We start from the raw sequence: 13,068 nt of genomic DNA on the forward strand, positions 1-13,068 counted from the left end.
GGGATGGCTAGTCTGATCGCGTGGAACCGACTCATCCCGTGACGCTGCTGCTCGTCCCGCTGCTGGCCGTGCTGGCGCCGCTCCTGGCGCGGGCCCTCGGGCGCTGGGTGCGGATCCCGGTGGTGGTCTTCGAGCTGGTGCTCGGCATCCTGATCGGTCCGGCGGTGCTCGGCTGGGCAGCGCCCGCGGCGTTCATCTCCACCCTCGCGGACTTCGGGCTGGCGATGCTGTTCTTCGTGGCGGGCACCGAGATCGAGTTCGGGGCGTTCCGGGGCCGGCTCGGCAGACGCGCGAGCGCGGGCTGGCTCATCAGCCTCGCTGCCGGCGTCGCCGCAGGCTTCCTCCTTGCTCCGGGCGAGGCCGCGGTCGTCATCGGCATCGCGCTCTGCTCGACGGCGCTCGGCACCCTGCTGCCGATGCTGCGGGACGCCGGTGAGCTGCGTACCCCGTTCGGCCAGGCGGTCGCCGCGATCGGCGCGGTGGGCGAGTTCGGGCCCCTGATCGCCATCTCGCTGTTCCTCGGCGGGCGGGATCTGGGGGTGGCGACCGTGGTGCTCGTGGCCTTCGCCGCCGTTGCCGCGCTCGCGATCTGGCTGGCGTTCAAGCTCCCGCGCGGGGCGATGCACGCGTTCGTCAGCTCCACCCTGCACACCTCCGGCCAGTTCGCCGTCCGTGTCGTCTTCCTCATCCTCTGCGCGCTGATCGCGCTCAGCATCGTGCTCGACCTCGACATGCTCCTCGGCGCGTTCGCCGCCGGCATCATCTGGCGTCTCATCATGCGCGACGCCTCCGAGGCCGACCGCGAGGCCGTCGAGAGCAAGATCGAGGGCGTCGCCTTCGGCTTCCTGGTGCCCGTCTTCTTCATCTACACCGGCATAACCTTCAACCTCCAGGCGCTCCTCGACGATCCGTCGCTCTTCCTGCTGCTCCCAGTGGTGCTCGTGGCCCTCTTCGTGGTGCGCGGGCTGCCGTCGATGCTGGCGGCGCCCGTCGGGTCGTCGCGCAAGGAGCGGTTCTCGATCGCGCTCCTGGGCGCCACCGGGCTGCCGATCATCGTCGCGGTCACCGGGATCGGCGTCGACGAGGGGATCCTCTCGTCCACGCAGCAGACGGTGCTGGTCGCGGCGGGCATGCTGTCGGTGCTGCTGTTCCCGCTCCTCGGAATGGCGCTGCGTGGGGAGCGCGTCCGTGCGGGCAGCGCGCTCGAGGACGACATGGCGTGACCGCTCCCGACCCGTTCGACGCCGCACGCGCCCGCCTCGCGGCCGCGCCCCGCGAAGCGCTCGGCGAGCTCCTCGCGCCGCGGCGGCTGCTGGGCCTGGCGCGGGCACCGCGGATCGTGCGGCGAGGCTCGGCATGGCATCTCGGTGTGCTGCTCCTCACCGACGACGCGGTGCTCGCCACCGGCGACATCATCCGCGCCCGGCAGCAGGCCCGCCGCGGCTACACCGCCGAGTCGCAGCGCCGTCGCGCCGAACTTGCGGCCGCGGCGCGACGGGGCGGTTTCGCGGAGGGCGAGACCGTGCACATCGGGTGGCGCGTGCTCGACCCCGCGGCGCCGGCCGCCGACGACACCGGCGCCGCGAGCGCGCGACCGGCCGAGGCATCCGGTCCGCTCGTCTTCGCGGACGGCTCGCTCTTCGTCCGCTGGAGCACCACCGGCGGGCTCGTGCCGCTGGAGTCGTACCTCGCGGAGCGGGTCGGGCTCCTCCTCGACCCGCCCGCGGGCGCATAGCGGCGCGCACCCGCTGCTGCCGCACCCGCGGCCTATCCGCCCGGGGAGCGCTTGTCAATGACGTCACCGCGGCCGCCGGCGCCCTCTACGTTGTGAGCATGGCTGCACGGGACCTCATCCGCCAGATCCTGGTCATCTGCGCTTTCTGCTTCATGATCGTCGCGGCGATGGTGGGCACGGGCCTCTTCGGCGGCACCCCCGTGCAAGACCTGCAGGACGGCGCCCTCGACGAGGACGGCTCGTACCTCGCGCCGGCCAGCCCCGCATTCTCGATCTGGACGGTCATCTACGTCGGCCTCTTCGCCTACACCGTGTGGCAGGCGCTGCCGCGCCAGCGCTCCACCGAACGCCAGCGGGTGCTCGGGTGGCTCATCGCGGGCACGATGGTCCTGAACGGGCTGTGGCTGGTCGCCGCCCAGTTCGGCTCGCTGCCGCTCACGGTGCTCGCGATCATCGTGCTGCTCGCCCTCCTCGGCGTCACCTTCCACCGCACCGTCATCGAGCCGGCCGACGGCTGGGCCGACCGGCTGCTCGTCGACGGGGTCACCGGCCTGCATCTCGGCTGGGTCACGCTCGCGACGGTCGCCAACATCACCGCCTGGCTCACGGTGATCGGACCCCCCGACTGGGAGGACTCGGCGACCCTATGGGGCGTCATCGTCCTCGTCGCCGTGGCGGTCATCGGCCTCGGCATCGGGGCGGCGAGCCACTGGCGCCTGGCGCCCGCCCTCGCGCTGGCGTGGGGACTCTCCTGGCTCGCCGTCGGACGACTGACCGGTGAGCCGTCGAGCGCCGCCATCGGCTTCACGGCGCTGGGAGTGGCGGCTCTGATCCTCGCCGCGTCGGTCATCGGCACGGTCGTCCGCGAGGCGTCGGCCGTCCGCAACGCAGAAGCCTGACTCAGGCCGGGGCGAAGCGCGAGGCGAAGGCCTTCAGCAGCCGGGCCGGTTCGGTGACGGATGCCGCGAGCACGCGCGCTGCGATCGCGTCGTAGTCGCTGGACTCGAAGTAGCCGTCGTCGCGGTACACGGCCATGCGCTCGGTGAACGCCTTCGCCGTCGGCTCGGGGTGGAACTGGGTCGCGTAGAGCCGGTCGCCCACGCGGTACGCCTGGACGGGGCATCCGTCATTCGAGGCGAGGAGGACCGCCCCGGGCGGCAGCCGATCCGTGCCCTCCTTATGGGCGGTGAGGGCGGTGAAGCGACGGGCGATGCCCCCGAACACGGGGTCGCCGGCAGCGGCGGCCGTCAGCTCGACGGCCACCGGACCGGTGTCTTCGGGGAATGCCCGGCTCACCGACCCGCCGAGCACCTTGGTCGCGATGCCGATGCCGTAACAGGTGAACAGTGCGGCCGGGCCGTCGCCCGCCGCGGTGCGCTCGGCGATGCGGGCGAGATCGGCCTCGAGCCGCCGCTGCGTGTCGGTCTTGGTCGACTCGGGGTCGGTGGTGTTGAACGGGCTGCCGCCGATGAGGAATCCGGCGTACCGCTCGAACGCGTCGGCCGGGAGCGGTTCGCGCACCAGATCATGGCGGGCGAGGCGGTCCTCGTCGAGCCGCATCGCGGTGCGGAACGACTCGTACTCCGCGGCGGCCGCGCCCTGCTGCGGGCGCACGCAGACATAGAGCAGCGGCGCGGTCGTCATGCGAGCAGTCTAGGGTCCGGCACCACGCCCGGCGAGTCCGGCGAAACCCACCGACCCGGTCGCAGGATTTCTTCGCCAGCGTGTATCAGCACGGCACTATCGCGCTCGGGCATGGTGTGGACAGAATGGGCGTCATGACGCGTATGGGCGCCGAGAATGGGCCCCCGCCGCCAGAGGACCCGCGCGACGCGACGGCGGCGCACGGCGAGACGGTGGGGGACGTCGACTCCGCGGAGCCGGCGAGGTGGGAGCGCGCCGCAGCGCTCTTCGTGCGGTGGCGTGACGGTGACAGTCGCGCCATGGACGAGCTCGTGCGCCTGATGTCGCCGCCGCTGTGGCACGTCGTCCGGTCGTACGGTCTCGATCACGCGCTCGCGCAGGACGTCGTGCAGACGACGTGGCTGACGCTCGTGCGCCGTCACGAGACCATCAACGACCCGCTCGCGGTGTCGGGATGGCTCTCGATGTGCGCCCGTCGCGAGGCGTGGCGGGTCGGCAAGCAGCATCGGCGCGCCGATGCGACCGAGGCCGAGTCGCTCGAACCGCACCTTCCGGTCCACGAATCCGCCGAGCAGACCGCCGCGCACCACGACGAGAATCGTCGCCTGTGGAGTGCGGTCGCGACGCTCAACGATCGATGCCAGCGTCTGCTGCGGATCGTCGCGTTCGAGGATCGCCCCGACTATGCCCGCATCGCCGAAGACCTCGCGATGCCCATCGGATCGATCGGACCGACCCGCCAGCGCTGCCTCGCCAAACTGCGCGCGGCTCTCGGGGGCGCGGGGAAGAGGGAAGACGACGATGGAATCTGAGGACTTCGCGGCCGACGCCGCGCTCTTCGCACGAATGCGCCGCATGTGGGAGGAGATCGACCCGGTGCCCGCCGACCTGGTGGACCGGATGGTCGCCGCCGTCGCGGTCGAGGACCTGTCGCGCGAGTATGCGCTGCTCACGCTCGTCGAGGGCAGCCTCGCCGCGGTGCGCGGCGAGAGCGACACCGCGACGCTGCAGTTCAGCGACGGCACGACCACCGTGCTGCTGCACGTCACCGCCACCGAGGACGGCGGCCGGCGCGTGGACGGATGGGTGGATGCCGCGGCCCTCGCGATCCGGCTGGTGCAGGACGACCGCGAGTGGGCCACTGATCCCGGCGAACACGGGCGGTTCGCCTTCGAGGAGGTCGCACCCGGGGTGGCGCGGCTCCGCCTGGTGGTGCGCGACGCCGACGGGGCGCTGCGCGACTTCCAGACCCCGCAGTTCGAAGTCTGAAGCAGTACGACGACGTAGGAAGACGGATCCCGCGGCCTGGGGGCCGCGGATTCCGCATGTGTGAGGAGACACGATGAGCAACCCCGTGACCCCCGGCCGTGCCGATGACTGGCGGAGGCGCTACGACGCGTTCCGCCCTCGCGGCGTGGAGCTGGACCCCGCCAAGGAGCCGGTGGAGCCGTACACCGCCTATCCGACCACGTATGCCCCCGGGCACCTCCTGCTGACCGATGAGGGCCACGAGGATGCGATCCGCAGCAACCTGGACCGGGCCGCCGGCGAGTTCGGCTGGGCGGTCGACATCGATCGGGACCCCTCCGACGAGGTGGTCGCCGCCGGCGTCGCGCGCAGGCTCGCCCGCAGTCAGCCCCGCGCGCCGATCGTGCGTCGCGTCCGCATCCGTCCCAACCCTCAGCCGGGGCGTGATGACCAGCCCGTTCCTCCCGTTGACGCGTGGCGGCTGCTGCAGCGGATGCGCGCGCTGGTGCTCGACCCGGGTGAGGACGTCGACACTCAGGCCGAGACCCGCGACGCCTCGCCGCGGGTTCCCGTCGTCAAGGACCCGGAGACGCTGAAGGGGGTCGGACTCGACCATGTGATGTCGGTCGGGCCGTTCGGTCACACCAACCCGTTCGGGCACACGAACCCGTTCGGGCACACGAACCCGTTCGGGCACACGAACCCTTTCGGGCACACGAACCCCTTCGGTCCGGACAGCTACGCCCGCCCGGGGAGCGGAGGTCGCCAGGTCGTGGACTACGTCGGCCCGGCACCGGCCCGACGAGAGGGTGAGATTCCCGGCAGGCGACCGGTCGTCGCGTTCATGGACACCGGCTGCTGGTCCGGACACGACTGGTTCGAAGGCAGGATGCTCGAGAAGCCACCGACCTTGGGGATCGTCTCCGCCGACAGCGATCCGGAGATCAAGGGCGACATCGCGGGGCCGCTGGACGGATTCCTCGACGGTGCGGCGGGCCACGGCACTTTCGTCGCCGGGGTCATCCTCCAGGCCTGCCCGGATGCGCTGCTCCTGCCGATCCGGGTCGCCGACAGCATGGGAACGGTGCTGGAAGGAGACTTCCTGGACGCGGTTCAGGACTTCCTCGAGGCGCTCGAGGGCGGGCTCGTGGTCGATGCGCTGAACATCTCGCTCGGGTACTACCACGAGACACCCGCGGACGAGCAGTTCGACAAGACGCTGAGCCGGCTGCTGGTGCGGATCCGCGAGCTGGGCTGCGCGGTCGTGTGCTCGGCCGGCAACGACTCGACCTCCCGTCCCGCCTTCCCGGCCTCGCTGTGGGGCTGGCCCGACGCGGAGTTCCACGTCGAGGATCCGAAGGATGCCGCTCCGCACGTCGCCGTCGGGGCGCTGAACCCCAACGGCTCGGTGGCGCTCTTCAGCAACGTCGGACGCTGGGTCGGCACCTTCACACAGGGCGTGTCGATCGTGAGCACCTCGCCCAAGTTCCAAGGCGGGATGCAGGCGGGCTCGCGGGCCGACCGGAACGGGCAGCGACGAGAGGGTCTCGACCCCGACGACTTCGCCAGCGGTTTCGCGGTGTGGAGCGGCACGTCCTTCGCAGCGCCCTACATCGCGGGCCGGCTGGCGGCCGGCATCGCCGAAGGGCTCATGGACGCAACGACGCAGACCGATGCGGCGTCCCGTTCAGCGAGACTGCGCGAGGTGCACGACGGACTGAAGGACGAGTTGGACGAGGGGATCATGGCGCCCTGACCTCCGGTGCGCCTACACATGGAACGCGCTCATCCGCCAGACTGAGGCGGTGACCAGCACGGCGGAGATCCTTCATCGCCGCGGTGTGGAGGCGGCCAACCGGGGCAGGTATGCGGAGGCTCGGCGGCTGCTCGACACGGCGGCGAGGAGGACTCAGGACGTCGACCTGCTCGCCCGGATCGCGGGCACGTCCGCGTACATCATGGCGCGCACCGGCGATCTCAGCGGTGCTGAGCGTCGTTGCCGCGACGCGCTGGATGCCGCCGGCATCTCGGGCGAGACCCGCGCCGTCCTGTACGGGCAGCTGGGGGCCCTCGCGGAGCAATCGGGCCGCCTGGACGACGCCCAGCGCCTGCTGAGCGAGGCGATCCGCGCCGTGGACGCCGATTCGGTCGTCGTCGCGCGCATGCTGGTGACGCGCAGCCTGGTCAACATGAGCAGGCGGCGACTGGACCTCGCGGGCGATGACGCTGTGGCGGCGATGACGGTCTACGCGCACAACGGCATGCGGGTCGAGGAGGCTCAGATCCGGCACAACCTGGGGTACATCGCTCTGCTGCGCGGCGATCTCGTCCCCGCGTTGAGCGAGATGATGGCCGCCCGGCGCGCGCTGACGGATGTCTCGGAGGTGACCACCGCGATCTGCGATGTCGATCGCGCGCAGGTCCTGCGGGACGCCGGGCTGACCACCGACGCCGAGCGGCTGCTCGAGAGGGCCGCCGTCAGCTTCGGTCGCCAGCGGATGCCGCAGGCGAGGGCAGAAGCCGAGTTCGAACTCGCCCGATCGCTGCTGTCGCACTCGGCGCAGCGCGCGAGCAGGGTTGCGGGAGGTGCCGCGCGGCGATTCCGCCGGGTGGGCCACGACACCTGGGCTGCGCGCGCAGAAGGGCTGCGCATGCGCGCCCTGCTCAGCGGCGGCCGTACCGAGTACTCCGGTGGCGATGCGCCACAGCCACGCCGGCTGCCGCGTGCGGATGAGATCGACGCGGTCGTGACGCAGCTGCAGGCCGCAGGATTCCGCACGGACGCGACCGCCCTCCGCCTCACCCAGCAGCGCTCCGAGGTGCGCCGAGGCAGGGACGACCTGCCCTCCGTCAGGCTGCCTTCGTCAGCGCCCCTCGAGCTGCAGCTGCTCGCGGACGAGGTGCGGGCGGCGCGCGCGCAGATGCGGGGGCGTCCCGCGCAGGCTCGGCGGCACCTGCGAAGCGGCGTCGACGCGCTTTCGCGCTGGCAGCAGACCTCGGGGAGCATCGACCTGCAGACGTCGGTGATGATGCACGGGAGCGCGCTGATCTACGCCGGCATGTCGTCGGCGGTCGAATCCGGTCGGGCGGAGACGGTCTTCGAATGGTCCGAGCGGGCACGGCACCTGAGTCAGCAGGTCTCACCGCTGCGCCCACCTCCTGATCCGGCGATGGCCGAGGAGCTGGCGGAGCTCCGGCTGCTCCGACTCGAGGACTCGTCGGGCGACTGGCTCTCGGGCTCCCGAGCGGCCGCGATCCGCGAGCGAGCGCGGGAGCGCCAGTGGTCGTCCACCCGGGCCGATCATGTAGACGAGCGCATCAGCCTCGAGACGCTCCGACGGGCACTGCCACCCGACACGGCGTTCATCGCCTATGTCTTCACGGGGTCGGTGATCGTCGCGCTGGTGGTTCGCGATGACGCCGTGTCGCTCGTCCCGCTGCATCCCTGGGAATCGATCCGCACTCGTCTCAGGGGGCTCCGCGCCGATCTCGACATGGCCGCCACGGTGCGGTCCGGACCGATCGTCGACGTCATCGGGCAGGCGCTCGAGGAGCGCCTGTCGCACCTGTCGGACGCGCTGCTCGCCGAGCCGATGGCGGCGGCAGAGCGGGATCGGATCGTCCTCACCGTCCCCGGCGTGCTGAACGGTGTTCCCTGGGCCATGCTCCCCGCGATGCGCGGCCGCGCATTCACGATCGCGGCATCGGCGACACGCTGGGTCTCGTCGCAGGCAGCCGGCCGCTCGCTGCCGGGCCGAGCCGGATTCGCGGTGGGTCCGCGCGTCCCCCGCGGGGAGGAGGAGGTGTCGGGGGCGTCGCTTCGGTGGCACGACCGGGAGGTGCTCCGCGGTGCGCAGGCGACGGCGTCCGCCGTCACAGACCTGGCCGCCCAGGTCGATGTGCTGCATCTTGCCGCGCACGGTCGTCACGCCGTGGACAACCCCATGTTCTCGGGGCTCGAGCTGGTCGACGGAACGCTCTTCGGCTACGACATCGATCTCATCCCGCACCTGCCCGACACGGTCGTCCTCTCCGCATGCGAGGTGGGGCGCTCCTCCGTCCGCTGGGGCGAGGAGGCGGTGGGAATGACGCGCATCTGGCTGCACGCGGGAGCCCGGTCGGTCATCGCCGCGCCGGTGGTGGTGGCCGACGACGACGCCTGCGAGCTGCTGGGCGCGGTGCACGAGGGTCTGGCAGGGGGCGTTCCGCCGTCCGTGGCACTGGCCGAGGCATCCCGTCGCACCGGCATCATCGCCCCCTTCCAGGTGCACGGCGCAGGCTTCTGAGAATTTCTCGCGTCCGCGTGTATCAGAGCGGATGCCGCCGACTCCTCCTACCCGGAACGGCTCGCTCCGCCCGGACCTGGGGGGCGAAGGCGAGCGGAAGACCGATCTTGGGGAATCGCAGCTCGGCATGCGGGTCTTCAGCGCCGATTCCGCGAGGGGTGCCACGTCTGGGGACTGGGGTGGCGCCCCTCGCAGCTGCGCGCCGGGCGGCAGTCAGGCGCGCGACGAGTTCGCGGTGCGGCCGCGGACGATGCCCACGAACGCGTCGACCGCGGGCGTCGTGCGGTCAGCCACCCAGGCGAGGGCGACCGTCGAGCCGGGTGCATCCCGCAGCGGGCGATAGTCGACGTCCTTGCGATGGTGCAGTCGGGCGAGCGACATCGGCACCACCACGATCCCCACCCCTGTGGCCACGGTCGCGATCGCCTCGCCCGTGTCGGCCGGGGGAGCGAACCGTGGCGCCGCGGTCCCGGGGAACGATCTCGAACGGATGCCGAGCACGTCGTCCGCGGGAACGATGAGCACCTCGCCCTCGAGGTCGGAAGCGGCGAGCTCGTCGGCCGCCGTCAGGTGCGAGTCCTTCGCGCAGACGACGACCGGCAGCTCGTCGTAGAGGGGGATCGCGTGCAGTCCGTCCCGGTCGAGGGGAAGTCGCACGATCGCGGCGTCGACCTCGCCGTCGAGGAGTGCGCGGCGCTCGTCGGCGAAGGCCAGCGGCACCAGCGTGAGCGGGGTGCGCGGCATCCGCTCGTTCCAGGTGTCGATCCACTTGCCGGGCGTCGCGCCGGCGATCGCGCCCAGCGTGAACGAGGCCGGCATCGCCGGCTCGGCGGGTGGTGTCGGAGACGGGCCGGGCGACGGCTGCGGCCGACGCGCTGCGGCGGGCTTCGCCTTCGCCGCGGGACCCGGCCGCTTGCCGGGCGTGCCCCGCCCCCGTGCGTTTCCGCGCGACCCGCCCTTCGCCATACGGTTCAGCGTAGCCGGGGCGATATCGTTCGCTCATGGTGACGATCCTGGCGACGGCGTTCGCGGCGCTCGCGGCGCTGCTGCACGTGTACATCTTCGTGATGGAGAGCGTGCAGTGGACGCAGCCGAAGATCTGGAAACGCTTCGGTGTGGCCGACCAGGCCGCCGCCGACACCACGAAGCCGATGGCGTACAACCAGGGGTTCTACAACCTGTTCCTCGCGATCGGCGTGGTCATCGGGCTGGTGCTCATGTTTGCGGGGGCCGAGGCCGCGCCGGTGCACGCGGCCGGACTCGCCCTCGTGCTGTTCAGCCTGGGCTCCATGGTCGCCGCGGCGCTGGTGCTGCTCACGACGGGCATGAAGTACCTGCGGCCGGCCCTCATCCAGGGGACGCTGCCGCTCATCGGCTTCGTGCTGTTCCTGTTCGCGTGACCGCTCAGCCGCACGCGCCCCACTGACCCGCCGACGCGGCCGCGGCGGCCGACTCGAGCGAGCGCAGCAGATCCTCCTGGCCGCGGTTGGGTGAGTAGACCTCGACGCGTGCATCGCCCTGTGCGACGAGCTCGCCGTTGACGAAGCGGCCGTCGGGCGTCCAGACGTACAGCAGCGTCCGGCCGTACTGATCGTGCACCTCGACGTCGGGCGCGACCCAGATGGTCGACCCCGGAGGAGTCAGCGACGCGAGCTTCGCCGTCGCCTCTTCGCCCCAGCAATCGGGCGAGGGTGAGATCTCAGGGGTGTCGACCCCCAGCAGGCGGACGCGGGTCGAATCGAGGTCGCCGACGACGGCGTTGGGCACCGCGACGCGAGCGCGCAGGGTGTCGCCGTCGTGGACGCTCTCGACGGTCATCTCGAAGGCTCCGGCCGGGATGGCCGGCATGGTGACGGCCGTGTCGGGAGCAGGCACGGCATCGTGCGCCGCGTCGTCACCACGACCGGCGAACCACCAGACGGCAGCGCCCGCGATCGCGAGCAGCAGCAGGCCGATGAGGACGCGTCTGACCACCCCGAGAGCCTATGCGGTGGCGGCGACATGCCGCCGCCACCCTGGGGCAGAGCGACGCGCGGGTCGACCGGCTCAGCGACCGGGCGGATCAGGCGGCTCAGCGATCGGGCGGATCAGGCGGCGAGCCGGAGACCTCGTCTGTCGGTCGCGACGCGCTCCCCGTCGCCGACGGTCTCGTCGTCGCCGATGAGCGAGCCTCCGGCGACGCGCGCGTCGTGGCCGATCTGCGTCCGCACCCCGATCTTGGCGCGCGGGCCGATCGCGGCACGCGGGCCGATGTGCGCATGCGGGGCGATCTCGGCATCCGGGCCGATGACGGCATCCGTCTCGACCCAGACGCCGCGGCCCACATGCGCGCCCGCGGCGATCTGCACACCCGGTTCGACATACGCGCCCACTTCCACGACGGCGCTCGGGTGCACCTTCGCGCCATGCGCGATGAGGCCGCGACCATTCACGTGCTTGCGATAGCGCAGCGTCTCGCCCTGGTCGTTCTCGATGTCGATGTAGTTCTTACCCACAGTCCCCTCCTGCAGCACCGGAAGGCGCTGAGTACAGGAATAACCTCGTCCTTCACAGATTCATTCCCCCGCATCGGACCCTTTGGATGCACGGGGCTTGCCAGATGTTCGGAACAGGGTTAGAGAGTGGATTGCCGCCGGCGTCCGGATCAGCGTGCGACGTGCTCGTCCGCTGCCGCGAGCGCCCGGTCGATGACGTCCAGGCCCCGCAGCAGCTCGTCCTCGGCGATGACGAGCGGCGGCGCCACATGCACGCGGTTGAAGTGCGTGAAGGGCCACACGCCGTCGCGCTTGCAGGCGGCCGCGACGGCCGCGATGGGCGCGGCATCCGCTCCGCCGGCGTTGAACGGCACGAGCTGCTCGCGCGTCTCGCGATCCTTCACGAGCTCGATCGCCCAGAAGAGGCCCATTCCGCGCACGTCGCCGACGGATGGATGCCGCGACGCGATGTCGCGCAGCCGGGGCTCGACGACACGCGTGCCCAGGTCGCGCACGCGCTCCAGGATGCCGTCGCGCTCGAACACCTCGAAGGTGGCGACGCCCGCCGCGCACGCCAGCGGGTGTCCCGAGTAGGTGAGGCCGCCGGGGAACGAGAGGGTGTCGAAGTGCGAGGCGATGCGGTCCGAGATGACCACGCCGCCGAGAGGCACATAACCGGAGTTCACGCCCTTCGCGAAAGTGATGAGGTCGGGCTGAACGTCGAACGCCTGGAACGCGAACCACTCGCCCACGCGGCCGAAGCCCACCATGACCTCGTCGGCGATGTAGACGATGCCGTACCGGTCGCACAGCGCCCGCACACCGGCGAGGTACCCGGGCGGCGGCACGAGGACGCCGTTCGTGCCGACGATCGTCTCGATGATGATCGCCGCGATCGTCGAGGCGCCTTCGAGCATGATGGTCTGCTCGAGGTGCTCGAGGGCGCGCTGGGTCTCCTCCTCGATGCTCGAGGAGTGGAACGCCGAGCGGTACGGGTAGGGCCCGAAGAACTTCGCCGTCGAGCCGTCGCCCGGCTCGTTCGGCCAGCGCCGCGGATCGCCCGTGAGCGAGATCGCCGTCGTGGTGTTGCCGTGGTAGCTGCGGTACATCGACAGGACCTTGCGTCGGCCCGTGACGAGGCGCGCCATGCGCACGGCGTTCTCGTTCGCGTCGGCGCCGCCGTTGGTGAAGAACACCTTCTCGAAGCCGTCGCCCGCGACCTCGGCGATGCGCCGCGCCAGCTCGCCGCGGACGTCGTTGGCCATCGACGGCTGGATCGTCGCGAGGCGCCCGGCCTGCCGCTGGATCGCCGCGACGAGATCGGGATGCTGGTGCCCGAGGTTGAGGTTCACCAGCTGCGAGCTGAAGTCGAGGTAGGCGTTGCCGTCGTAGTCCCAGAACGTCGAACCCTCGCCCGCCGCCACCGGCAGCGGATCGATGAGGGCCTGTGCGCTCCACGAGTGGAAAACGTGCCCGCGGTCGTCGGCGCGCACGCGCGCGTCGGCGTCGCGGTCGGGGAGCGGGCGCGGGGCGCCGGCCGGGTCGGTGTAAACGGCGGGAGTGGCGAGCGTGTCGGTCATGGGGAGCTCCAGTCGGGGTGTCGGTCGTTGAGCGAGCGAGGAACGAGCGAGACGAAACGCGTCGCGGGTCCGGACGGTGCCGAGCCCGTTTCGTCTCGCGT

At 71.5% G+C, this 13,068-nt stretch carries 13 protein-coding genes; 8 read left to right on the forward strand and 5 right to left on the reverse strand.

Features of this window, described 5'->3' with window-relative positions:
* Positions 1-20 precede the first annotated feature (20 nt).
* The 3 genes from R8Z57_RS13430 to R8Z57_RS13440 all read left to right on the forward strand — a co-directional run bounded on the left by R8Z57_RS13430 (position 21) and on the right by R8Z57_RS13440 (position 2,634).
* The gene (locus R8Z57_RS13430; protein WP_318354292.1) at positions 21-1,223 is read left to right on the forward strand and encodes a cation:proton antiporter; all 1,203 of its coding nucleotides are present in this window, start codon (positions 21-23) and stop codon (positions 1,221-1,223) included.
* On the forward strand, positions 1,220-1,735 hold the full coding sequence (locus tag R8Z57_RS13435; protein WP_318354293.1) for a glutaminase: 516 nt from the start codon (positions 1,220-1,222) through the stop codon (positions 1,733-1,735). Before R8Z57_RS13430 ends, R8Z57_RS13435 begins: the two co-directional genes overlap by 4 nt.
* A 98-nt stretch (positions 1,736-1,833) precedes the next feature.
* Positions 1,834-2,634 (forward strand): tryptophan-rich sensory protein, encoded by an 801-nt coding sequence (locus R8Z57_RS13440; protein ID WP_318354294.1) that lies wholly within the window; start codon positions 1,834-1,836, stop codon positions 2,632-2,634.
* A gap of 1 nt (position 2,635) precedes the next feature.
* Here R8Z57_RS13440 and R8Z57_RS13445 read toward each other — a convergent pair whose 3' ends face one another.
* The gene (locus R8Z57_RS13445; protein WP_318354295.1) at positions 2,636-3,379 is read right to left on the reverse strand and encodes a glutamine amidotransferase-related protein; all 744 of its coding nucleotides are present in this window, start codon (positions 3,377-3,379) and stop codon (positions 2,636-2,638) included.
* A gap of 134 nt (positions 3,380-3,513) precedes the next feature.
* Between R8Z57_RS13445 and R8Z57_RS13450 the strand changes: the two genes are divergently transcribed.
* The 4 genes from R8Z57_RS13450 to R8Z57_RS13465 all read left to right on the forward strand — a co-directional run bounded on the left by R8Z57_RS13450 (position 3,514) and on the right by R8Z57_RS13465 (position 8,913).
* Entirely contained in the window at positions 3,514-4,191 is a 678-nt protein-coding gene (locus R8Z57_RS13450; protein ID WP_318354296.1) for a sigma-70 family RNA polymerase sigma factor, read from the forward strand.
* Entirely contained in the window at positions 4,181-4,648 is a 468-nt protein-coding gene (locus R8Z57_RS13455) for a hypothetical protein (protein ID WP_318354297.1), read from the forward strand. Before R8Z57_RS13450 ends, R8Z57_RS13455 begins: the two co-directional genes overlap by 11 nt.
* 73 nt (positions 4,649-4,721) lie before the next feature.
* A complete protein-coding gene (locus R8Z57_RS13460; protein ID WP_318354298.1) occupies positions 4,722-6,383 on the forward strand; it encodes a S8/S53 family peptidase in 1,662 nt (553 codons plus the stop codon).
* A 49-nt stretch (positions 6,384-6,432) separates the two neighbouring features.
* The gene (locus R8Z57_RS13465) at positions 6,433-8,913 is read left to right on the forward strand and encodes a CHAT domain-containing protein (protein ID WP_318354299.1); all 2,481 of its coding nucleotides are present in this window, start codon (positions 6,433-6,435) and stop codon (positions 8,911-8,913) included.
* Positions 8,914-9,126: 213 nt separating this feature from the next.
* On the opposite strand, the gene R8Z57_RS13470 is transcribed toward R8Z57_RS13465, so the two are convergent.
* Positions 9,127-9,732, reverse strand: a complete 606-nt coding sequence (locus R8Z57_RS13470) for a LysR family substrate-binding domain-containing protein (protein ID WP_318354300.1) — start codon at positions 9,730-9,732, stop codon at positions 9,127-9,129.
* A gap of 182 nt (positions 9,733-9,914) precedes the next feature.
* Here R8Z57_RS13470 and R8Z57_RS13475 point away from each other — a divergent pair, with 182 nt between their 5' ends.
* Positions 9,915-10,313, forward strand: coding sequence for a DUF1304 domain-containing protein (locus R8Z57_RS13475; RefSeq protein ID WP_318354301.1), 399 nt, complete (start codon positions 9,915-9,917; stop codon positions 10,311-10,313).
* Positions 10,314-10,317: 4 nt separating this feature from the next.
* On the opposite strand, the gene R8Z57_RS13480 is transcribed toward R8Z57_RS13475, so the two are convergent.
* The 3 genes from R8Z57_RS13480 to R8Z57_RS13490 form a co-directional block, all read right to left on the reverse strand.
* The gene (locus R8Z57_RS13480; RefSeq protein ID WP_318354302.1) at positions 10,318-10,887 is read right to left on the reverse strand and encodes a thermonuclease family protein; all 570 of its coding nucleotides are present in this window, start codon (positions 10,885-10,887) and stop codon (positions 10,318-10,320) included.
* Between the two features lie 113 nt (positions 10,888-11,000).
* On the reverse strand, positions 11,001-11,408 hold the full coding sequence (locus R8Z57_RS13485; protein ID WP_318354303.1) for a transferase: 408 nt from the start codon (positions 11,406-11,408) through the stop codon (positions 11,001-11,003).
* Between the two features lie 149 nt (positions 11,409-11,557).
* Positions 11,558-12,967 carry an aspartate aminotransferase family protein gene (locus R8Z57_RS13490; protein WP_318354304.1) on the reverse strand — a complete coding sequence of 470 codons (1,410 nt, stop codon included), beginning with the start codon at positions 12,965-12,967 and terminating at the stop codon, positions 11,558-11,560.
* Between the last annotated feature and the right edge of the window lie 101 nt (positions 12,968-13,068).

The sequence above is a fragment of the Microbacterium sp. M3 genome (genome assembly GCF_033548675.1).
Lineage (GTDB): Bacteria > Actinomycetota > Actinomycetes > Actinomycetales > Microbacteriaceae > Microbacterium > Microbacterium arthrosphaerae.

Excerpts from the sequence above, each read along its gene's own strand:
- R8Z57_RS13460 (WP_318354298.1), top strand. The coding sequence starts at position 4,722 with ATGAGCAACCCCGTGACCCCCGGCCGTGCCGATGACTGGCGGAGGCGC.
- R8Z57_RS13445 (WP_318354295.1), bottom strand. The coding sequence starts at position 3,379 with ATGACGACCGCGCCGCTGCTCTATGTCTGCGTGCGCCCGCAGCAGGGC.
- R8Z57_RS13475 (WP_318354301.1), top strand. The coding sequence starts at position 9,915 with ATGGTGACGATCCTGGCGACGGCGTTCGCGGCGCTCGCGGCGCTGCTG.
- R8Z57_RS13455 (WP_318354297.1), top strand. The coding sequence starts at position 4,181 with ATGGAATCTGAGGACTTCGCGGCCGACGCCGCGCTCTTCGCACGAATG.
- R8Z57_RS13490 (WP_318354304.1), bottom strand. The coding sequence starts at position 12,967 with ATGACCGACACGCTCGCCACTCCCGCCGTTTACACCGACCCGGCCGGC.
- R8Z57_RS13440 (WP_318354294.1), top strand. The coding sequence starts at position 1,834 with ATGGCTGCACGGGACCTCATCCGCCAGATCCTGGTCATCTGCGCTTTC.
- R8Z57_RS13450 (WP_318354296.1), top strand. The coding sequence starts at position 3,514 with ATGACGCGTATGGGCGCCGAGAATGGGCCCCCGCCGCCAGAGGACCCG.
- R8Z57_RS13470 (WP_318354300.1), bottom strand. The coding sequence starts at position 9,732 with ATGCCGGCCTCGTTCACGCTGGGCGCGATCGCCGGCGCGACGCCCGGC.